Raw genomic sequence first — 22,065 nt, 5'->3', positions numbered from 1 at the left:
GACAAATTATGCGTAAGCAACTGATGATTCCCGCTCTTCTGGCCGCAAGCGTTGCCTTGGCTGCCTGCTCCACCCCGCCTAATCCGAACCTGGAAAACGCTCGCACCAACTACGCCGGCCTGCAAGCCAACCCGCAGGCGAGCAAAGTAGCGGCGCTGGAAACCAAAGACGCCAGTGAGTACCTGGACAAGGCCGACAAGGCCTACCTGGACAAGCAAGACGCGGCCAAGGTCGATCAACTGGCTTACCTGACCAACCAGCGCGTGGAAGTGGCCAAGCAGACCATCGCCCTGCGTACCGCTGAAAACAATCTGAAGAACGCCGCTGCCCAACGTGCTCAGGCGCGTCTGGATGCTCGCGATCAACAGATCAAACAGCTGCAGGACAGCCTCAACGCCAAGCAGACCGATCGCGGTACGCTGGTGACTTTCGGTGACGTGCTGTTCGCCACCAACAAGGCTGACCTGAAGTCCAGCGGTCTGGTGAACATCAACAAACTGGCCCAGTTCCTTCAGGAAAACCCTGATCGCAAAGTGATCGTCGAGGGTTACACCGACAGCACTGGCGCCGCCAGCTACAACCAGACCCTGTCGGAGCGTCGTGCCAATTCCGTGCGCACTGCACTGGTGAAAATGGGCGTTGATCCAGCGCGCATCGTCGCTCAGGGTTACGGCAAGGAATATCCGGTTGCCGAGAACGGCAGTGTTTCCGGCCGTGCGATGAACCGTCGCGTGGAAGTGACCATTTCCAACGACAACCAGCCAGTGATGCCACGTTCGGCTGTCAGCTCGAACTAAGCTTCACGCTGTAACGCAAAAGCCCCGCCTGACTCAGTCAGGCGGGGCTTTTGTTTGTGCGCCCAGTACGACTGCTCGTCTGGACCTGTCAGATATGACAGTAGGCGGTTTGAAACGAATCAGATACTAGTAAGGCTACACCCGACTCATGGGTATCAAGGGACATAACCATGCAAGTGCGCGTAGCTCTTTCATCGCTGTTGGCGGCGATAGTCGTATCAGGTTGCACTCAGTTAAATGAATCGCCTTCTGATTCCAGGCCGGGAAGCAGTTTTGAATATGACGACAGGGACGCCATACCTAATGACATTCCCTTGCCAACGCCGGGCGTCAACCAACGCCCCATAGTAGGTAATAAAAAAATGTTGGTAACCGTCGTCCACTGGCAGGACGGTGACGGAGTAAGAAAAGATCTGAATGAAAAATTCACGCTATCCAACGATCCTGACTCGCTGCGTTCTTACCTCTACGCAGCTTCAGGGGGCAAGCTGGACCTTAGCGGCCAAGTAGTGGAGTTCACATCAGGCCGCCGTCCCGAGCTATGTAAGAGGGGTTCCCCCTTGCCTTTAAGGCTGGCCCACTCCGAGGCAGTTAAAGCGGCATCCGCATTGGGAATAGATCGGAACAATTTCGACTATTTCATAAACATTATTGATTGCGGAGGAAGCGCGTCCGCCTGGGTACCCGGAAATACTATGGGGGTGTACGGCCAGGCAGGCGGCCCCCATGTATTCAAACATGAGTTCGGGCACAACCTCGGATATCACCATGGTTTCACATACAAGCGATGCAAGAAAAACGGTGATGCCGTGCTCGCGCCAACAGGATGTCAGACCATCCTGTATGGTGACCTGGGCGATTCGGTCTCGGGCGGGGGAACACTTTATCCTGCGAATAATCGCTGGTACTCGGGCTGGCTGGATGACTCGCAAGCTGCCGTTGTCAACCGTACCGGGCTTTATCGTCTGGGCGTGCTTGGTGCAGAGGGGCCGCAACTCTATTTGATCAATCGTAAGGGCCTGCAGCCCGCTCAACTTGCGCTGGAATATCGTAAGCCGACCCGGTTCGATAACTTCCCACCCGGTGATAATAAAGTGAATGGTGTCTGGGTGAGATACACAACGATGACAGGCTCACTCGTGAATACCCAACTCGACGGCACTCCGGAGACGGCGACGACAGCAGATCCGTCTTTACTACCCGGGAAGATGTTGAGGGATGAACCCGCCGGAATAACTATCGAGGTATGCAGTGCCAACTTGGATGGAGCCACCGTTGCGATTGGGGTAAATCGAGAGGCTGGGAGTTGCGCGTGGCCAGAGTTAGCTGCCCCCGTTATTACTTCACCTGCGCAGGGAGCGCCAGCAATTCAAAATCCTGCCGTAGTTTCTGGTACTGCCAGACCCGGGGCTAGTATCGGAGGGGCGTACAGGGCATTGGGAGGCTGGTATGTGAGGAACTTCTCCGTTGTCGCCGACGCTAAAGGAAACTGGAGCACGACCTTGGAAAATCTCCAGGCTGGCAGCCACGTAGTATGGGTAAGCCAACAGATGGGTATCAGCGGGTCCCCCATTAGCGATCGCAGCTTCGTGATTGCGCCCTGAAACATCGGCTACTCCCCGATTTCACACATGAAAAAGGGGAGTACAACTCACCGCTTCGCTTACGGTTGCAGCTTCTGCGGAGTTTCTTCGCCCATGCAGCGCACGGCTCTCTTCTTGCTGTTGATCAACACGCCGCTCAGCCCTTTCTGTTCAGTATCGAACATTACCAACACACCATCGATGCACTGGGCCACCTGCGCCGCCGGCTCCAGCGATACTTTGTAGTCTTCGCCCGGCACGGTCTTGAGCATGGTGAAGTCGCTGAGCAACAAGGCATCTTCAGGCTTGGCGAAGTGCAGGTAGCCGTAGTACCACAGGGCGCCAACGGTGCCGAGGATGCTGCAGATACCCGTGATGATCAGCGGGATGGCGTTACGTTCTTCACTCATTGCGGACTCTCATCTTCAGAATTCGGGGGTTGCGGGTAATTGGGGATTTCGCCGAGACGGCGCAGGCCGTTGAAGTGCTCGGGATCGTCAAGATAGCGCAGCATCACCTGACGCCAGACCGGGTCGCCGAAGGTCTGCACATGACCGCCGCGCGTCAACTGCAATACGCGCGGAGGCGGTGCAGCTTGATACAGACGGATGCCATTGGATAGCGGCACCAGCGGATCATCAATGCTGTGGAAGATCAGTTTCGGCACGCCGTTGAGTTGCGGCATTGAATTGATTGCGCTGTCGCCATCCGGCACCAGCCACGACAGCGGCACCTGAAACGGCCAGGTCAGCCACGAAGTGCTGAGGGCATATTGGCCAACGCTGCGATAACTGGCGGGCACACCGTCGAGCACCAGGGCCTTGAGTTGCTTCTGCCGCTCGGGATGCTGCACCAGCCAATGCACGGCCATAGAGCCGCCGAGGCTTTGCCCGAGGAGAATCAGCGGCTTGCCTTTGATTTCAGGCGCCTTGTCCAGCCAGGCGAAGGCCGCATCGATGTCCTGATAAATCGCCGGCAGGCTCGGTTCACCCTCGGACAAGCCATAGCCGCGATAGTCCACCAGCAACACTTGATAGCCATTTTTCGGCAACCACCAGCTTCCGCCCAAATGCATCGGCAGATTCCCACCGTTGCCATGCAGGTGCAGAACGGTACCTTTGACCTCGACACCCGGTTTGGCCGGCAGCCACCACGCGTTCAGCTTGAGGCCGTCGGCGGTGGTCAGGGTGACGGTGCGGTATTCGAGCCTGGCTTTTTCCGGGGTGAAGATTTGGCCCGGCTCGGGGTAGAACAACAGTGAACTGCAACCACCAAGGGTCAGGAGCAGGCAGAAGATGCCGAGGATTCTCATCCGGTGAAACCTCGCGAATGTTCGGGTTGGAACACAATAATGGTGGCAATAAACAACCCTGTGGGAGCTGGCTTTCCAGCTCCCACAGGGTTTGCGTCAGGTCTAAAGGATGTTTGAGTAATCCGCCTCGATCCGATCCAGACTCAAATGATTGAGGAAGTTGGAGAAGCACATCCACGCCGACAACGCATTCAAATCACGGAACTGGTCGGGCAGATATTTCGGCGCCACCACCAGCCCCTCATCCACCAATTGGCGCAAGGTGCGCATGTCTTCCAGGGTGGTCTTGCCGCAGAACAACAGGGGAATCTGCTCAAGCTTGCCCTTGCGCACGGCCAACTGAATGTAGTTGTAAACCATGATGAAGCCCTTGAGGTAGGACAAGTCTTTGGTAAATGGCAGACCCGTCGGCGTCGAGCCACGGAAAACCCGGCTGGCGTTGCCATAGCTTTCCGCCATTTCAAAGCCCTGCTCACGGAAGAACTCGAACACCTGCAAGAAGTCCGCCCCCTCCTCGACCATGTGAATGGCGCGAGTACGGTTGGTCAGTTTGCGCAGACGGCTCGGGTAGGAGGCGAAGGTGATGATTTCCATCAGGATCGCCAGACCTTCCTGAGTCACCGTTGACGACGGCGGGCCCTTGGACAGAAAGGTGCAGATCGGCTGGTTCAAACCATTGAGCGTAGTGCCGACGTGCACCAGACCTTCGTGAACTTCCAGTGCGCGCACGTCGCGATCGTTGAACATCGCGTCGGTGCGGATCTTGATATAGTCGGCGCCCGCCGCTGCGTCGGCAACGATGCCGTCGGACTCGAACACGCGAATGGTTTCCTCGGCCTCGCCGAATACTTTGTTCAGACGGGTTTGCAGCAGGTGCACGGCGTCCTTGGCGGTGAGGGTTTTTGGCTCGTCCTTCAGGTCGCCACGGCCATCGATGTTGTTCAGATAGTCGGACATCATCAGGCCGAGGTCGGCCAAGGTCGGGTCACCGGCGTGGAATGCGTCGGATGCAGCACCGTACAACTCTTGGGAGATCAGACCGAAATCCTCGGTGCCGCGCGCTTCGAGCATACGCACCACCATGCGGTATTCCTTGCACATGCGCCGCATGATCTGCCCGACCGGGTTGAACTGGCCGAGCTGACGAGTAATGTCGCGCTCGATGTTCTGGAATTCCAGTTTTACCTTGCTCGAATCGAACGCCAGCGGCCGGTTCAGGTAGTAGTCGCGATCCACCGCCGGCATTTCCTTGCCCTTGGCCTTGAGAAACCCCTTGCGGATGCTTTCGTCCCACTTGACCGCGTCAAGAACACGGATCGGCGTCTGCGCCAGCACAATGCGATCGGACAATATGCGTATCGACTGCTGGTAATCGTCCACCCGAAACTCCTGTAAAAAACGTGACGTACTGAATTATTTGGCGCCGGCCCTGCGCTGATAGCGCGCCGCTTCGACAAAGACATCGGAATTGGCCGGATCGTCAAGGTAAGCGAAGACTTTGTCGAGGTTGCTGTCGACCAGAACGCCATCGCCGTCGTCGGTCTGGAAGGCCTGACCGTCGAGGGCTTTGTGCTGGATTGCCTGATTGATCTGCTCTGGATCGAGGTTGTACACCACCAGTTCATGTTTGTCGGTAAGTTCGAAACCGGCGATGGTGTAGTGGCCACCGAACTGCGCCGGCACTTTCGCCGACAGGTACCAGCGATTGCCACGATGCGAGACGGTGAACGGATAGGCTTCGCGCTCGCGGGGTTTGGCTTTGAAATAGGTGACGGCCTGATAGCGGTCGTTACCCAGACGGGTCAGCTCAAGGTTCATCGGCTCGCCCCAGGCATTGACGCTCGTCCACTTGCCGAGCAGGCCTTGGGGCGCCGGATCACTGGTGGACAGCGGCGACTTGAACGTCACCAGACAGCCACTGAGCAGCAGGAACGACAAGGCGATCAGCACGCCACGCCAGGCTTTCATTTGACACTCCCTATGAACCTGAATCACCTACCCCTGTAGGAGCTGCCGAAGGCTGCGATCTTTTGATCCTGATCTCTAGAAGCAAGATCAAAAGATCGCAGCCTTCGGCAGCTCCTATATTGGGATCGGCGTCAGACGGAACACATTGCGTTACACCGAAGCCAGCACCAAATGCATATACCGCGTCAGAATGCCCAGCATTTCTTCCTCGGCCAAAGGTTCGGCGTCGTTGAGCAGGCCCTGATATTCCATCCGTCCGATAATCGCCGTCAACACCTTGGCATCTTGCTGCGGTTCACGCGAGCCCAATACCTGAAACAACTGGCAGGTGCCCTGCAGCAAAATCTGCTGATGCGAGCGCACCAGAATCGCCAGGCGCGGGTTGAGCAGCGCTTCCTGACGGAATGCCTGCTCGGCCATCAAATGCTCGCGACGGTTGAGCAGCTGTCGTTGCACGTAATCGGCCATCAACCGCGCAATATTATCGGCCAGTTGCGAGCGCGACTCGGGGCTGCCGTCGCCGCTGACGACCATATCGCGCAGCAGCCCTTCGTTGTTGTTCCACAGCTTGGCCATGTATTCGGCACTGCGTTCAACGTATTGGGCGAAGGTATCGGTGAGCAGGTCATCGATGTCCTTGAAGTAATAAGTGGTGGCAGAGAGGGGCACCGCCGCTTCGGCAGCCACGGCACGGTGGCGTACGGCGCGCACACCATCACGCACGACAATGCGCATTGCCGCGTCGAGAATGTCCTGACGACGCTGCTCACTGCCCTGTCGGCTGGCCTTGCGACCCTGGTACTGAACACTTTCAGCGACCGCAGTGGCGATACCCGCTGCACCTTCTTGAGCGATTGCAACCATCACGACAGGCATTCCTCTGTTATTTGAAAAGTAACCAAACGATACATTTGTACCAGACGGGCAATAAAAAGCCGCCTGTTTTAGGCGGCTTTTTAACTGAAACGTTTACGCTTGCGGTCGCATGTGCGGGAACAGGATCACATCGCGAATCGACGGCGAGTTGGTCAGCAACATCACCAGGCGGTCGATGCCGATACCTTCACCGGCCGTTGGCGGCATGCCGTACTCCAGCGCGCGAACGAAGTCGGCGTCGTAGTGCATGGCTTCGTCGTCGCCGGCGTCCTTGTCGGCCACCTGCGCCATGAAGCGTTCGGCCTGGTCTTCCGCATCGTTCAACTCGGAATAGGCGTTGGCGATTTCACGGCCACCGATGAACAGCTCGAAACGGTCGGTGACGTTCGGGTTGTCGTCATTGCGACGAGCCAGAGGCGACACTTCGAACGGGTACTGAGTGATGAAGTGCGGCTGCTCCAGCTTGTGCTCGACCAGTTCTTCGAAAATCATCACTTGCAGCTTGCCCAGACCTTCGAAGCCCAGCACCTTGGCGCCGGCCTTCTTGGCGATGGCGCGAGCCTTGTCGATGTCGTTCAGATCATCGGCGGTCAGCTCAGGGTTGTACTTGAGGATCGAGTCGAACACCGACAGGCGCACGAACGGCTCGCCGAAGTGGAACACCTTGTCGCCGTAAGGCACGTCGGTGCTGCCCAGAACCAGCTGCGCCAGTTCACGGAACAACTCTTCGGTCAGGTCCATGTTGTCTTCGTAGTCGGCGTAAGCCTGGTAGAACTCCAACATGGTGAATTCAGGGTTGTGACGGGTCGAGACGCCTTCGTTACGGAAGTTGCGGTTGATCTCGAAAACCTTCTCGAAACCGCCAACCACCAGACGCTTGAGGTACAACTCAGGCGCGATACGCAGGAACATTTCCATGTCCAGCGCGTTGTGGTGGGTTTCGAACGGCTTGGCCGCAGCGCCGCCGGGAATGGTTTGCAGCATTGGCGTTTCGACTTCGAGGAAGTCACGCTGCATCAGGAAGCTGCGAATGTGCGCAATCACTTGCGAACGTACGCGGAAAGTCTGGCGCACTTCTTCATTGACGATCAGGTCAACGTAGCGCTGACGGTAGCGTTGTTCGGTGTCGGTCAGGCCGTGGTGCTTGTCCGGCAGCGGGCGCAGCGACTTGGTCAGCAGACGCACGGTGGTCATTTCAACGTACAGGTCGCCTTTGCCCGAACGGGCCAGGGTGCCTTCGGCAGCAATGATGTCGCCCATGTCCCAGGTTTTCACCGCGGCCAGGGTTTCTTCGGACAGGGTCTTGCGGTTGACGTAGACCTGAATGCGACCGGTCATGTCCTGGATCACCATGAACGAGCCACGGTTGAGCATGATGCGACCGGCAACCTTGACCGGGATTGCAGCCTCTGCCAGCTCTTCCTTGGTCTTGTCCGCGTACTGTTTCTGCAACGCATCGCAGTAATTGTCGCGGCGGAAGTCGTTCGGGAAGGCATTGCCCTTGGCGCGCTCGGCAGCAAGCTTTTCCTTGCGCAGGGCGATCAGGGAGTTTTCTTCCTGTTGCAGGGCTTGCGGATCGAGTTGTTGGTCGCTCATGTCTTTAGATATTCCATCAGGTTCGTTGCCCCCGGGCCTTGCAGCCCGGGGATCGCCAGCAGGGCTGGCTCCTACAGGGATCGCGTTGAATCAGCCGATCCTGTATTGCGTCTTTTACAGCCCCGATTTCAGGCTGGCTTCCAGGTATTCGTCGATGTCGCCATCGAGCACCTTGTCGCAGTCGCTGCGTTCGATGTTGGTCCGCAGGTCCTTGATTCGCGACGCGTCGAGCACGTAAGAGCGAATCTGGTGACCCCAGCCGATGTCCGACTTGGTGTCTTCCAGCGCCTGGGAAGCGGCGTTGCGCTTCTGCATTTCCTGCTCGTACAACTTGGCCCGCAGCATTTTCATGGCGGTGTCCTTGTTGGCGTGCTGGGAACGCTCGTTCTGGCAGCTGACCACGGTGTTGGTCGGTACGTGAGTAATACGTACGGCCGAGTCGGTGGTGTTTACGTGCTGACCACCGGCACCCGAGGAACGATAGGTGTCGATCCGCAGGTCTGACGGGTTGATGTCGATTTCCACTTTGTCATCGATCTCTGGCGAGACGAAAACCGCGGAGAACGAGGTGTGGCGACGGTTACCGGAGTCAAACGGGCTCTTGCGCACCAGACGGTGCACGCCGATCTCGGTCCGCAGCCAGCCAAAGGCGTATTCACCCTTGATGTGCACGGTCGCGCCCTTGATCCCGGCGACTTCACCGGCGGACAGTTCCATGATGGTCGCGTCAAAACCGCGTTTGTCAGCCCAGCGCAGGTACATGCGCAGCAGGATGTTGGCCCAGTCCTGGGCTTCGGTGCCGCCGGAACCGGCCTGGATGTCCAGGTAGGCGTTGTTCGGGTCCATCTCGTGGCTGAACATGCGGCGGAATTCGAGCTTGGCCAGGTTGGCCTCGAGACGGGCCAGTTCAGCGACGACATCGCCCACTGCGCCTTCGTCGTTTTCTTCGACAGCCATGTCGAGCAGGTCGCGGCAATCGGCCAGACCGCCGTTCAATTCGTCGAGGGTATCGACGATTTGCGCCAGCGCAGAGCGCTCGCGGCCCAGCTCCTGGGCATATTCAGGTTTGTTCCAGACACTCGGATCTTCAAGCTCGCGATTGACTTCAGTCAGACGCTCATGCTTTTGATCGTAGTCAAAGATACCCCCGAATAGTTTCGGAGCGCTCGGACAGGTCCTTGATGGTGTTCAGGATCGGGTTGATTTCCATGGCGGGCAGCACTCGTTGGCGAACTTTTGAAAGCCGGCGAGTATAACGTAATCGGGCTGTAACGGCAGCCCGTCTGGCGGGGCGAATCGAGCATTAATGAACTCTAAGAGCTGCCGAAGGCTGCGATCTTTTGATTTTTTAAAGATCAAAAGATCGCAGCCTTCGGCAGCTCCTACAGGGTTTGCATTTGTCGTGGGAGTCGGGTTACTCGATCCCGACCTGATTGCGCCCATTGTTCTTCGCCAGATACAACCCCCGATCCGCCGCCGAGATCAGCAACCGGCAGTCGCTGCCCGCCTGCGGCACCATGGTCGCCAGACCAATGCTGATAGTCAGGCTCGTCCCTTCGCTGGGCGCAATGTGTGGAATCTTCAATGAAGCCACGGTCTGGCGCAGTTTTTCCGCTACCAGCCGTGCGCCGCCCGGCGAAGTATTCGGCAACACCAGCGCAAATTCCTCGCCACCGTAACGCGCCGGCAAGTCCGACGGGCGCGCACTGGCATCGCGAATGGCCGTGGCGACCTTGCGCAAGGCTTCATCGCCTTCGACATGGCCGAACGTGTCGTTATAGGACTTGAAGTAATCAACGTCGATCATCAGCAACGACAACTGGCTCTGGTCACGCAACGAGCGGCGCCATTCCAGCTCCAGGTATTCGTCGAAGTGACGGCGGTTCGATAGCCCGGTCAGGCCGTCGGAGTTCATCAGGCGTTGCAGCACCAGGTTAGTGTCGAGCAGCTGCTGCTGACTGACGCGCAGCGCACGGTACGCCGCGTCCCGTTGCAGCAACGTCATGTAGGAGCGCGAGTGATAGCGGATGCGCGCCACCAGTTCGATGGTGTCCGGCAGCTTCACCAGATAATCGTTAGCCCCTGCGGAGAACGCCGCGCTCTTGATCAGCGGGTCTTCCTTGGTCGACAGGACAATGATTGGAATGTCCTTGGTCGCCGGGTGATTGCGGTACTCGCGCACCAGACTCAAGCCGTCGAGACCGGGCATCACCAGGTCCTGGAGAATGACCGTCGGCTTGATCCGCACCGCTTGCGCAATGGCTTGATGCGGGTCGGAGCAGAAGTGGAAGTCGATGTTTTCTTCGTTCGACAGCCCACGGCGCACGGCTTCGCCGATCATCGCCTGATCGTCTACCAACAACACCATGGCGGCATTTTCGTCGGTTTTAATGTCGTCGATCTGTAAGTCATTCATGGGCTGTCACCTGAGTACTGCGGAGGCCAGGATTGCGGATAAAACTGTTCATTTCGGGAAAATCTCCAGCAATCGTGGCGCTATCTTTTCCAGTGGGCGGATTTCTACGGCGGCATCGATCGCCGCGGCAGCCTTGGGCATGCCGTACACCGCACTGCTTTGCTGATCCTGGGCGATGGTCAAATAGCCCTGTTGGCGCATGAGCTTAAGCCCTTGCGCGCCATCTCGCCCCATCCCGGTCAATAAAACCCCGACCGCATCACCATTCCAATAACTGACGACGCTCTCGAAAAACACGTCGATCGAAGGTCGGTAAATCTCGTTGACCGGCTCGGCGGTGTAGGCCAGCGTGCCGTTTTTCAATAAGCGGATATGGTGGTTGGTGCCGGCCAGCAGCACAACGCCGGCCTGCGGCGGTTCGCCTTCACGCGCCAGACGCACGTCCAGACCACTGGCGCTGGCGAGCCATTCGGCCATGCCCGCAGCGAACACCTGGTCAACGTGCTGCACCAGCACAATGGCCGCGGAAAAATTGCGCGGCAACCCCTTGAGCAAGACCTCCAGCGCCGCCGGCCCGCCAGCAGACGAACCAATCGCCACCAGCCGCTGGGGCGAGCCCGAACTGCGCTGGGGCATTGGCGCCGACCGCGCGCGAGGGGTTTTCTCGCCGATCAGCCAGCCGATGTTGAGGATCTTGCGCAGCAGCGGTGCCGCCGCTTCCTGCGCATTGCCTGCGCCAATGGCCGGCGTATCGACCACATCCAGCGCGCCATGCCCCATCGCTTCGAAGACCCGGTGCACGTTCTGCTGGCGATCGACCGTCACAATGACGATGGCACACGGCGTCTCGGCCATGATCCGCCGGGTGGCTTCGACGCCGTCCATCACCGGCATGATCAAATCCATAAGAATCAGATCCGGCGTATTTTCCGCGCAGAGGCGCACCGCCTCGGCGCCGTTGTAGGCGACCCAGACCACCTGATGTGCCGGCTCGAAGGCCAATGCCCGGCGCAAGGCCTCCACCGCCATTGGCATGTCGTTGACGATTGCGATTTTCATGCCCGTGCTCCTCCGATGAGCTCGACCACTGCATCAAGCAGGGCGTCGTCATGAAAACTGGCTTTGGCTAAATAATAGTCGGCGCCGGCGTCCAGTCCACGGCGGCGATCCTCTTCGCGATCCTTGTACGAAACGACCATCACCGGCATTGATTGCAAACGGTTGTCGCGGCGCAACAAGGTCACCAGTTCGATTCCGTCCATGCGTGGCATGTCGATGTCGGTAATCAGCAAATCGAAATTCTCCGAACGCAGCGCGTTCCAACCGTCCATGCCGTCCACCGCCACAGCCACGTCGTAGCCGCGATTGAGCAGCAGCTTGCGTTGCAGTTCGCGCACGGTCAGCGAGTCGTCGACCACCAGCACCCGCTTGCGCGCTGCCTCTGCGGCTTGGTTGCCATGACGGGCGATGCGCTCAAGGCGACCGGTATTGAGCAGTTTGTCGACCGAACGCAGCATGTCTTCGACATCGACGATCAGCACCACCGAACCGTCATCGAGCAAGGCGCCGGCGGAGATGTCCTGGATTTTGCCCAGACGCTCGTCCAGTGGCAGTACGACCAACGTGCGCTCGCCAACGAAGCGTTCGACCGCTACGCCGTAAATCGCTTCGCGCTCACGAATCACCACGACCTTCAGGGTTTCGCTGCTGTTCTGGCTGGCCGGGCGGTTCAACAACTGACTGGCAGCGACCAACCCGACATGCCGGCCTTCGTGCCAGAAATGCTGACGACCTTCGACCTGAACGATGTCATCGCGCTCCAGGTCGCACATGCGTTCAATGTGCGCCAGCGGGAACGCATACGCTTCTTCACCGACCTCCACCACCAGACTGCGGACCACCGACAGGGTCAGCGGCACTTCCAGATGAAAACGGCTGCCCTCGCCCGCCGTCTGCTCCAGCTCCACCGCGCCCCGCAACTGGCGCACCATGTGCTGCACGGCGTCGAGGCCGACACCACGGCCGGACACTTCGGTCACCGTGTCGCGCAGGCTGAAACCGGGCAGGAACAGGAAAGTCAGCAGCTCCTCTTCACTCAACTGCGCCGCTGTTTCAGCTGGGGATAATTGGCGCGCGACAATGCTGCGGCGGACTTTCTCCAGATCGACGCCGTTGCCGTCATCGCTCAACTCCAGCACCAGCAACCCAGCCTGATGCGAGGCGCGCAGGCGGATCAGGCCCTCCTCGGGTTTGCCACTGAGCAAGCGCTGTTCCGGGGTTTCGATGCCATGGTCGACCGCGTTGCGCAGCAGATGGGTGAGCGGTGCTTCGAGTTTTTCCAGCACATCGCGGTCGACCTGGGTTTTCTCGCCTTCGATTTCCAGTCGCACCTGCTTGCCGAGGCTGCGGCCCAGATCACGCACCATCCGCGCCTGACCGCTGAGCACGTCAGCAAAGGGACGCATGCGACAGGCCAGTGCCGTGTCGTAAAGCACTTGTGCACGCTGGCTGGCTTGCCAGGCGAACTCATCGAGTTCGGCGTTCTTTTCGGCCAGCAGCTGTTGCGACTCGGAAAGCAGACGCCGCGCATCCTCCAACGCTTCCAGCGCCTCAAGGCTGAGGGCATGCTCCTTGAGATGAACATTGAGGTTTTCCAGTGCGCGCAGGCCATTGTTCTGCATGCGCTTGAGACGCTGCATGGTGGCCAGATGCGGTTTGAGGCGCTGGGTTTCCACCAGTGATTTGCTCGACAGATCGAGCAGGCTGTTCAGGCGCTCGGCAGTGACGCGCAATACGCGCTCGCCCCCCTCAGCGGTCCGCCTGTTTTTGCGGGGTACTGGTTCGGATGTTTCGACCAAGGCTTCGATGGAAGGCGCTGGCGCAGGTGCAACTGGCGAAGGCGCTTCAAGCTGCAACTCGGCCATGACGGGGGCGGTGACCGGAATCGGCGCGGCCGATGGGTCAAGCAGTTGCCCCATCAACGCCACATACGCCTCGATGTCTGCCGGTTGCGGCGCACTCGCTGGCGTCGCAATACGCATCAGCAAATCGGTGCCCTGCAATAACGCGTCGATGTGTTCCGGGCGCAGCAGCAACCGCCCCTCTTGGGCGCTGACCAGACAATCTTCCATCACATGGGCAACGCTGACGCCGCTGTCGACGCCGACGATCCGCGCCGCACCTTTGAGCGAGTGCGCCGCGCGCATGCATGACTCGAGGTGATCGGCCTGGGTCGGGTTGCGCTCCAGTGCCAACAGCCCTGCGCTGAGGACCTGGGTCTGGGCTTCGGCTTCCAGGCTGAACAGCTCAAGCAGCGAGGCGTCGCGCATTTGCTCGGGGGTCATGTGAGGCTCCGGGTCACGGCGGACAACAGCTGTTCTTCATTCAACCAACGCAGGCTGCGACCCCGCAATTGCAGCACGCCACGGGTGAATTTGGCACTGGCTTGAGTACCGGACTGCGAGGCGGCATCAAGAATTCGCTCGTCAATGGCATGAATGCCGTCGACTTCATCCACCGGCACGACCACCGGCCCGCCGTCGGCGGCGATGATCAGCATGCGCGGCATGATCCGCGCGCCGGCCGCCGGTGCCGCGTTGCCATCCAGATCCAGCAATTCGACCAGCGACAAGCAGGCCACCAGTGCGCCGCGCACATTCGCCACGCCGAGCAACGCGCGCGAACGCTGGTGCGGCAACGAGTGAATCGCCTGCATCGGCGCCACCTCAACGAGGCTGCGCGTGGCCAGTCCAAGCCACTCTTCACCGAGACGGAACATCAGCAGCGATCGGGTCTTCAGGTCGGTTTCGACCACCGCCGCCACCGGGTCGCGCTCGTCCTGCTGCAAGGCATAACGGTCGAGCAGGCGTGTGGCAGCGGCGGAATACACCGAGCAATTGCGGCAATGGATGTGTTCTTCCAGCAACGGGCACGACTTGTCACCGTGGATGCCGATGCGATTCCAGCAATCATCGATGGCCCGGGCGTCTTCGTGGGTGACGTTCAAGGTGTCGGCGATCATCGTTTTCGCTCACTGTCGGCGGTGCGGCCGCTGCGTGCGGCGCGTTCCTGCAATCGTCTGGCACCGACGCTGTCGCCCTGAGCCTGCAACAGGGCAGCCAGGTGCATCAACGCTTCGGGATGTTGCGGTTCGAGGTACAAGGCTTTGCGATAGAACCCCTGAGCTTCGAGCGTCAGGCCGGCGACATCGCTGAGCAGGCCCAGCCAATAGAACACCTGCGCCACGGGTTCGTGGCTGCGCAGGTATTGATCGCATGCGGCGCGGGCCTCGGCGCTTTTGCCTTCGTTGGCCAGCGCGGCGATGTTCGCCAACAAGGTGGCGGCGTCCGGATTCGCGCTTTTGCTCGTCACTGGCAGCGGTGTCGGCGCGGCAAACGGTCGATTGCGCACCGGCGGTGGCGGCGTGCTGCGTATCGGCTGGCTGACCGGTAACGCAACCGGCTTGGAAATCGGCATCGGTTCTGGCTGTGGATGACTTTGGCGACTGAACGCAAACGACTGCGCAATGCCAATCGAGCGCATGCCCAGACGCCCAAGCAAGCTGCCCTCGGCCGGACCGATAAACAGCACGCCGTCGACGTGGGTCAGGCGCTTGAGCACCTCGAAGACTTGCTGCTGGGTCGGCTGATCAAAATAGATCAGCAAGTTGCGACAGAACACGAAATCGAAGGCTGGCTCGGTGGCCAACAGCGTCGGATCGAGCACATTGCCGACCTGCAAGCGCACTTGCTCGCGCACGGTTTCGTTGACGCGATGACCGTCCTGCTCAGCGCTGAAATGACGGTCACGATAGTCCAGATCCTGGCCGCGAAACGAGTTCTTGCCGTACAGCGCCCGCCGCGCCTTATCCACTGACAGCGGGCTGACGTCCATGCCGTCAACCTTGAACTGATGCGGTTTAAGCCCGGCATCGAGCAACGCCATGGCAATCGAATAAGGTTCTTCGCCGGTAGAGCACGGCAGGCTGAGAATGCGCAATGCGCGCATGTTGTTCAGCTCGGCGAGACGCTGGCGCGCGAGTTTGCCGAGTGTGGCGAAGGATTCCGGATACCGGAAAAACCAGGTTTCGGGGACGATCACCGCCTCGATCAGTGCCTGTTGCTCGTCCCGCGAGCCTTGCAACAGTTGCCAGTACTCGTCGGCGTGCGCCGTTTGCGAAAGCGTCGTGCGCTGGCGCACCGCGCGCTCAATGATCGCCGGGCCCACCGAGGTGACATCGAGGCCAATCCGTTCCTTGAGGAAGTCGAAAAACCGCTGATCGCTACTCATGACTGCGCCTCCAGTTGCGCCGGATCGCGCGGCGGCGAGGGAAACAGCAACGTGCGCACGGCGTCATCGAGCAAGTCATCGACCCTCACCCACTGCACCAGCCCCTGCGCATCTTCACGCACCGGGCCAAGGTATGGCGCTTCACGGTTGTCGAGGCCGTAGGGCTGAAAATCTTCCGGATTGCAACGCAAGGTGTCGGTGGCCTGCTCAAGAATCAGACCAAGCCATTGCCCCGGTTGATCTTCGTCCGCACGGTAGTGAACCAGCACCAGTCGCGTACTGGTCCTCGCCTCGGCGGGTTTGCCAAACGTCAGCGCGCTGAGATCGATCACCGGTACCACCGCGCCGCGATAGGCGAACACCCCGGCAACCCAATGCGGTGCGTGGGCAATCGGTTTCAATGGCAGGCGTGGCAACACTTCCGCCACTTCGGTGGCGCGCAATGCGTAGCGCTCGCTGCCGATGCGAAACAGCAAGAATAACGCCTGCTTCGCCATCTGCGCGGCGCTGCGTTTGGCGATGATTTCGCTCATCAGACTTTGAATCGCGAAACGCCGCTGCGCAGCCCGACGGCTACCTGGCTCAGTTCGTCGATGGCGAAACTGGCCTGACGCAGCGACTCGACGGTCTGGCTGCTGGCATCGCCCAACTGCACCAGCGCATGGTTGATCTGCTCGGCGCCGGTGGCCTGAGCCTGCATGCCTTCATTGACCATCAACACCCGCGGCGCCAGCGCCTGCACCTGATGGATGATCTGCGACAGCTGCTCGCCAACCTGCTGCACTTCGGACATGCCGCGGCGTACTTCCTCGGAGAACTTGTCCATGCCCATCACCCCGGCAGACACCGCCGACTGGATCTCACGAACCATTTGTTCGATGTCATAAGTCGCCACAGCAGTCTGATCCGCCAGACGTCGCACTTCGGTGGCGACCACGGCAAAACCGCGACCGTACTCACCGGCCTTCTCGGCTTCGATAGCGGCGTTGAGCGACAGCAGGTTGGTCTGATCAGCGACCTTGACGATGGTCACCACCACCTGATTGATGTTGCCGGCCTTCTCATTGAGGATCGCCAGTTTCGCGTTGACCAGATCAGCAGCGCCCATTACCGAGTGCATGGTGTCTTCCATGCGGGCCAGGCCCTGCTGACCGGAACCGGCGGCCACCGACGCCTGATCGGCAGCGGTCGACACTTCAGTCATGGTGCGCACCAGATCGCGCGAGGTCGCGGCAATTTCACGGGACGTTGCGCCGATTTCCGTGGTCGTGGCAGCGGTTTCGGTGGCGGTGGCTTGTTGTTGCTTGGAGGTGGCGGCGATTTCAGTCACCGACGTGGTCACCTGCACCGACGAACGTTGGGCCTGGGAAACCAACGCGGTGAGCTCGGTCATCATGTCGTTGAAGCCGGTTTCCACCGCACCGAATTCGTCTTTGCGGTCGAGATTCAAACGGCCGCTCAAGTCGCCGGTCCGCATGATTTCGAGGATTTTCACGATGCGGTTCATCGGCGCCATGATCGCGCGCATCAACAGCAAACCGCAGGCACCGGCCGCCAGTACGGCGACCAGCAGCGAGATGAGCATGCTGACCTTGGCAGCCGCTACTGCGTCGTCGATATTGGCCATGGCTTGATCGGCGACGGTTTTGTTCTCGCCGATGATGTCGTTGAGCTTCATCCGTCCGCTGTACCACGCCGGGGTCAGCTTCTCGTTGAACAGTTTGAGCGCATCGGCTTCCAGGTTGCGTCCGTGCAGGTCCAGCACCTGATCCTGAATCTGCATGTAGGCGTCGTGGTACTTCTCGAACGCGGCGAACTCGGTACGGTCCTGCTCGGTGGCCATGGTTTTGCGGTAGTTGGCCATTTGTTCTTGCAGGCGGTTTTCGAACGCCTTGTAATCCGCCGCATCCTCGCTGGAAATCCCTTGCCCTTCCTTTAACCCGAGAAGTTCTTGTGTCTGCAAGTAACTATCGACCCACGCACCACGGATCATCGAGCTGTAATAAACCCCGGGAATCGCATCATCGCGGACGCTGTTTTCACTGGCTTCGATCTTCAACAGCCGCGAATACGAGAGAACTACCATCAAAAACATGATGGCGATAATCACCGCAAAGCTCGCCAAAATGCGTTGGCGCAACGTCCAGTTCTTCACAGTGATTCCTCGTGCCTAAGTCGAAATGCGGGGAGTATAGCCGAGGGTGGTGTCTCATTAATAAGACGCTTTTTAACCCCCTGACCTTTGGACGTTAAGCACAACAGGCTCTGGCTTGGGACTTTCCAGTAACCGGAAGATGGCTGACCAGTGACGGAACGGCAAAAAATGGTGCCGGATTGGTCATTTGTTGAAAACCCGCGTTACCGGCCAATGCTATCAATGAGCCATACTGCGCAAGAAGTTGCGCAGTTGGTCGTAATATTTCATGGGGCAATTGCCCTGCAGGCCATGCCTTTCGGGGCCTGCAGCCAAGTGCGCAAGAAGTTGCGCAGTACTGCGCAACTTCTTGCGCACTTTTGCCATCGCTCCCCAGTGAAAAACCCTCTCAATCGCAGGCCAGAGCACTCTGCCCCCCGCCCTCCGGGGACTTCGCAAAACCTGGCACGCTCCTTGATAACAGTCAGGCACCCACCGGGCGATTTCGCCTCCCGGGCACCTTAAATTTATCCGCAAGGAGAGCACCCCATGGCAACACCAGCGTACATGTCGGTTACCGGCGAAAAACAAGGCCTGATCACTGCAGGCGCATTCACCGCTGACTCCGTTGGCAACACCTACCAGGAAGGCCACGAAGACCAGGTCATGGTTCAGGCTTTCAGCCACGACGTGATCATCCCGCGTGACCCGCAATCCGGTCAGCCAACCGGTCAGCGCGTTCACAAGCCAGTTGTGATCACCAAGGTCTACGACAAGGCTTCGCCTCTGCTGCAAGCCGCTCTGACTTCCGGCGAGCGCATGAGCGAAATCGTTATCCAGTGGTTCCGTACTTCGGCTCAAGGTACTCAAGAGCACTACTACACCACCAAACTGGAAGACGCGATCATCGTCGCCATCAACAACAAAATGCACAACTGCCAGGATCCAGGCAACTCGCACTTCACCCACCTGGAAGAAGTGCAGTTCACCTACCGCAAAATCACCTGGACCCACGAAGTATCCGGTACTTCGGGTTCCGATGACTGGCGTGCTCCAGTCGTTTAATTACGGCTGATCGTTACAAGCATCGGCCAGCTCTGCTGGTCGATGTTGTTTACGCCCCTCCAGAATTTCGCGTACGTTGACCCGCTTTTGCGGGCGTCGACGAGCGCCGCTGCACAGCACGAGGAACAAGGGATGTTCGCGCCGGCCAATGAAACCCACTTTGCCCTGACCATCGAAGGTCTTTCCGCTGATTTCCAGGTGTTTACCCTGCAAGGTCGGGAAGCCATCAGCCAGCCTTTTGTGTTCGAGGTGGAGCTGGTCAGTGAAAAACCGTCGCTGGACCTCGAAACCCTGCTGCACAAACCGGCCTTCCTGCAACTGTCGCCCGACGGCAGCGGCATCCACGGCCAGATCTACCGCGCCGCGCAAGGTGACTCAGGCAAACGCCTGACCCGTTATTTGGTGACCCTGCGCCCGCAACTGTCGTACCTGGCGCACCGCGTCAATCAACGAATCTTCCAGAACCTCACGGTGCCGAAAATCATCGGCCAAGTGCTGGAAGAGCACGGCATCCAAAGCAACGCCTACGAATTCAAGACAGGTTCGATCTACCCCGAGCGCATCTACTGCGTGCAATACGATGAATCGGACCTGCATTTCATCCAGCGCCTGTGCGAAGAAGAAGGTATTCATTACCACTTCCAGCACAGCGCCACGGCGCACAAACTGGTGTTCGGCGATGACCAGACGGTGTTCCCGAAACTCAAGCCTGTGGCCTATCAGCAAGACTCCGGCATGGTCGCCAGCGACCCGGTAATCAAGCGTTTCGACCTGCGCCTGGAAACCCGCACCAGCCGCACCACCCGCCGCGATTACGACTTCGAAAAACCGCGCATCACCCTCGAAAGCGAAAACCGTGGCGACGCCCTGCCCGACCTCGAGGACTACGACTACCCTGGCCGTTTCATCGACCGCGAGCGCGGCAAGCACCTGGCCAAACGCGCCCTCGAGCGCCACCGCAGCGACTTCCAACTGGCTGAAGGCAAGAGCGATCAGCCGTTGCTGGTCAGCGGCCACTTCCTCGCGCTGACGCAACACCCGAAAGCCAAGTGGAACGACCTCTGGCTGCTCACCGAAGTCCTGCACGAAGGCAAACAGCCGCAAGTGCTGGAAGAGTCGGTGACCAGCGACACCACCGCACTGAAAGATGATTTCCACCAGGGCTACCGCAACCGCTTCCAGGCCACGCCATGGGACGTGCCGAATCGCCCGCCCCTGCGCCACCCGAAACCGCGCATCCTCGGCAGCCAGAGCGCCGTGGTCACCGGCCCCAAAGGCGAAGAGATCCACTGCGACCAATACGGCCGCGTCAAAGTGCAATTCCATTGGGACCGCGAAGGCCAGGCCGACGACAAAACCAGCTGCTGGCTGCGCGTCTCCAGCGCCTGGGCCGGCGCCCAGTACGGCGGCATCGCCATCCCGCGCATCGGCATGGAAGTCCTCGTCACCTTCCTTGAAGGCGACCCCGATCAGCCACTGATCAGCGGCTGCCTGTACCACAAGGAAAACACCGTCCCGTACGCGCTGCCGGCCAACAAAACTCGCAGCACCTTCAAAACCCTGAGCTCAATGGGTGGCGGCGGCTACAACGAACTGCGCATCGAAGATAAGAAAGGTCAGGAACAGATTTATCTCCACGCCCAGCGCGACTGGGACGAAAACATCGAACACGACCAGAAAATCCGCGTCGGCAACGAACGCCACGACACCGTTGAAAAGAACAGTTACAGCGAATTCAAAGCCGAAGAACACCACACGGTTTATGCCGATCGCAAAGTTGAGGCCCGGGCGAATGATCACCTGACCGTGGGCGTCAATCAGCACATCAAGATTGGGACTGGGCAGTTCATTGATGCGGGGCAGGAGATCCACCTGAGCAGTGGTATGAAAGTGGTGATGGAAGCCGGCGCCGAACTGACCCTGGTCGGTGGCGGTAGTTTTATCAAGATTGATGCCGGTGGCGTGACCATGAGTGGGCCGGTGATCAATATGAACTCTGGCGGCAGTCCCGGCAGTGGCACGGGGGCTGCACCGTTGTTGCCGGGGCCGTTGAAGCAGGCGGATGCGGATAAGGCTGGCACGGTGTTAGTGCCCGCCATGCTCAACCCGTTTGTACGGAAAAGCGTTCAAGGCCTCCCCCTTGTTCCGATCTGTGGAAAGCAAGCCAATGGCGCTTGTTCGCGAGAGGTTTGCCCATGTCTGAATGGTTAAGTCACTTTCTTGAACAACCCGTGGTCACCACGCCAGCAGGCAGCGCTGCAAGCCGCTCCTTGTATTGCATCATCGACAGCGTCCGGCAGCCTCGCGCTCTGGAACAGCTCTATCAGCAGGCCGACATAGGCGAAGTCGAAAAACTTTTCCAGGGCACACCTTTCGCCGAAATGAATGAAGTCAGTCCACTATGGCTGCAATTGAAGCCGGGAGGCGCCGCCGCAGCCAAGGCCGTTGAACTGTGCCGCGCAAACCGCGCGGGCATTCTGCTGACCTCTCGGGACACACCGGAAAACGCCCTCCTGCATGCCCGTCGACTTTTACGAATGAACAGCAAATCCTACGGCGACTCACTGGCACGCTTTTACGATCCGGCATTCTGGAGTGCTCTGGCGCTGACTGTTCCTGCCCAAGCTCTATTGGGTCCTTGGCAAAGCGTCTATACACCTCCCGCGCATATTGACGATATGAACTGGCGCATCTGGGAACAAACTCAAGAATTCGATGCCTCTACTGGCGATCACAGGTATCCGCTGCAACTTCAGGAAACGACATTGGTTGCGTTCGATGAGGTGCGTTGGTGGTACTGGATTCGAGCCCGCGAAGCCGAATCGGCCAACAATCTGCCGAATGAAGAACTGCCGGGCGTGTCCGAAAATTTGCAACTGCTGGTGGATCACGGCATTGAAGAGGGACGCCACCTTGAGCGTCTCTTGCCGCACTTGAACCAACGCCCGTTGCGAGCACGCGCCGACGTAATGAACGTGCTGAGCAGCGATATGCCGGCATTCGAGAAAGTACAACAACTGGAAGGCTGA

At 59.2% G+C, this 22,065-nt stretch carries 19 protein-coding genes; 5 read left to right on the top strand and 14 right to left on the bottom strand.

Annotated elements, in window-relative coordinates; translation table 11 throughout:
• Positions 1–8 precede the first annotated feature (8 nt).
• On the top strand, positions 9–797 hold the full coding sequence (locus tag AB4P97_RS01225) for an OmpA family protein (RefSeq protein ID WP_042560873.1): 789 nt from the start codon (positions 9–11) through the stop codon (positions 795–797).
• Between the two features lie 170 nt (positions 798–967).
• Positions 968–2,401 (top strand): transposase, encoded by a 1,434-nt coding sequence (locus tag AB4P97_RS01220; protein ID WP_042560874.1) that lies wholly within the window; start codon positions 968–970, stop codon positions 2,399–2,401.
• 59 nt (positions 2,402–2,460) lie between these two features.
• On the opposite strand, the gene AB4P97_RS01215 is transcribed toward AB4P97_RS01220, so the two are convergent.
• From AB4P97_RS01215 to AB4P97_RS01150, 14 genes are all read right to left on the bottom strand, one after another.
• A complete protein-coding gene (locus AB4P97_RS01215; protein WP_042560875.1) occupies positions 2,461–2,790 on the bottom strand; it encodes a hypothetical protein in 330 nt (109 codons plus the stop codon).
• Positions 2,787–3,692, bottom strand: a complete 906-nt coding sequence (locus AB4P97_RS01210) for an alpha/beta hydrolase (protein ID WP_042560876.1) — start codon at positions 3,690–3,692, stop codon at positions 2,787–2,789. Before AB4P97_RS01210 ends, AB4P97_RS01215 begins: the two co-directional genes overlap by 4 nt.
• A 102-nt stretch (positions 3,693–3,794) precedes the next feature.
• The gene (locus tag AB4P97_RS01205; RefSeq protein ID WP_042560877.1) at positions 3,795–5,072 is read right to left on the bottom strand and encodes a flavohemoglobin expression-modulating QEGLA motif protein; all 1,278 of its coding nucleotides are present in this window, start codon (positions 5,070–5,072) and stop codon (positions 3,795–3,797) included.
• A 33-nt stretch (positions 5,073–5,105) separates the two neighbouring features.
• On the bottom strand, positions 5,106–5,660 hold the full coding sequence (locus tag AB4P97_RS01200) for a hypothetical protein (protein WP_395601973.1): 555 nt from the start codon (positions 5,658–5,660) through the stop codon (positions 5,106–5,108).
• A gap of 150 nt (positions 5,661–5,810) precedes the next feature.
• On the bottom strand, positions 5,811–6,524 hold the full coding sequence (locus tag AB4P97_RS01195) for a TetR/AcrR family transcriptional regulator (RefSeq protein ID WP_115146368.1): 714 nt from the start codon (positions 6,522–6,524) through the stop codon (positions 5,811–5,813).
• Positions 6,525–6,629: 105 nt separating this feature from the next.
• The gene (gene lysS, locus AB4P97_RS01190; RefSeq protein WP_047299888.1) at positions 6,630–8,132 is read right to left on the bottom strand and encodes a lysine--tRNA ligase; all 1,503 of its coding nucleotides are present in this window, start codon (positions 8,130–8,132) and stop codon (positions 6,630–6,632) included.
• A 114-nt stretch (positions 8,133–8,246) separates the two neighbouring features.
• A protein-coding gene (prfB, locus tag AB4P97_RS01185) for a peptide chain release factor 2 (RefSeq protein ID WP_115146367.1) occupies positions 8,247–9,342 on the bottom strand; the annotation gives its coding sequence in 2 pieces (ribosomal slippage) (positions 8,247–9,269 and positions 9,271–9,342; 1,095 coding nt in all).
• 204 nt (positions 9,343–9,546) lie between these two features.
• Positions 9,547–10,548, bottom strand: a complete 1,002-nt coding sequence (locus tag AB4P97_RS01180) for a PleD family two-component system response regulator (RefSeq protein ID WP_042560882.1) — start codon at positions 10,546–10,548, stop codon at positions 9,547–9,549.
• 48 nt (positions 10,549–10,596) lie between these two features.
• Positions 10,597–11,607, bottom strand: coding sequence for a chemotaxis response regulator protein-glutamate methylesterase (locus tag AB4P97_RS01175; protein WP_395601972.1), 1,011 nt, complete (start codon positions 11,605–11,607; stop codon positions 10,597–10,599).
• Complete coding sequence (locus AB4P97_RS01170) at positions 11,604–13,892, bottom strand: hybrid sensor histidine kinase/response regulator (protein ID WP_395601971.1); 2,289 nt, start codon at positions 13,890–13,892, stop codon at positions 11,604–11,606. The genes AB4P97_RS01175 and AB4P97_RS01170 overlap by 4 nt, the downstream gene beginning before the upstream one ends.
• On the bottom strand, positions 13,889–14,569 hold the full coding sequence (locus tag AB4P97_RS01165) for a chemotaxis protein CheW (protein ID WP_115146365.1): 681 nt from the start codon (positions 14,567–14,569) through the stop codon (positions 13,889–13,891). The genes AB4P97_RS01170 and AB4P97_RS01165 overlap by 4 nt, the downstream gene beginning before the upstream one ends.
• Positions 14,566–15,837, bottom strand: coding sequence for a CheR family methyltransferase (locus tag AB4P97_RS01160; RefSeq protein WP_042560887.1), 1,272 nt, complete (start codon positions 15,835–15,837; stop codon positions 14,566–14,568). The genes AB4P97_RS01165 and AB4P97_RS01160 overlap by 4 nt, the downstream gene beginning before the upstream one ends.
• Positions 15,834–16,370 (bottom strand): chemotaxis protein CheW, encoded by a 537-nt coding sequence (locus AB4P97_RS01155; protein WP_042560888.1) that lies wholly within the window; start codon positions 16,368–16,370, stop codon positions 15,834–15,836. Before AB4P97_RS01155 ends, AB4P97_RS01160 begins: the two co-directional genes overlap by 4 nt.
• Positions 16,370–17,992 carry a methyl-accepting chemotaxis protein gene (locus tag AB4P97_RS01150; protein WP_042560889.1) on the bottom strand — a complete coding sequence of 541 codons (1,623 nt, stop codon included), beginning with the start codon at positions 17,990–17,992 and terminating at the stop codon, positions 16,370–16,372. The genes AB4P97_RS01155 and AB4P97_RS01150 overlap by 1 nt, the downstream gene beginning before the upstream one ends.
• Positions 17,993–18,520: 528 nt before the next feature.
• Between AB4P97_RS01150 and AB4P97_RS01145 the strand changes: the two genes are divergently transcribed.
• The 3 genes from AB4P97_RS01145 to AB4P97_RS01135 all read left to right on the top strand — a co-directional run bounded on the left by AB4P97_RS01145 (position 18,521) and on the right by AB4P97_RS01135 (position 22,065).
• Positions 18,521–19,036: an Hcp family type VI secretion system effector gene (locus AB4P97_RS01145; RefSeq protein ID WP_007919523.1), complete on the top strand. Its 516-nt coding sequence runs from the start codon at positions 18,521–18,523 to the stop codon at positions 19,034–19,036.
• Positions 19,037–19,168: 132 nt separating this feature from the next.
• Positions 19,169–21,247 carry a type VI secretion system tip protein TssI/VgrG gene (tssI, locus tag AB4P97_RS01140; protein WP_042560890.1) on the top strand — a complete coding sequence of 693 codons (2,079 nt, stop codon included), beginning with the start codon at positions 19,169–19,171 and terminating at the stop codon, positions 21,245–21,247.
• Entirely contained in the window at positions 21,232–22,065 is an 834-nt protein-coding gene (locus tag AB4P97_RS01135) for a DUF4123 domain-containing protein (protein ID WP_080896110.1), read from the top strand. Before tssI ends, AB4P97_RS01135 begins: the two co-directional genes overlap by 16 nt.

It is taken from the genome of Pseudomonas sp. A1230 (assembly GCF_044218825.1).
GTDB lineage: Bacteria > Pseudomonadota > Gammaproteobacteria > Pseudomonadales > Pseudomonadaceae > Aquipseudomonas > Aquipseudomonas iridis.
The sequence above is the reverse complement of the archived record's forward strand: the minus strand, read 5'-3'. Positions and strand labels throughout refer to the sequence as shown.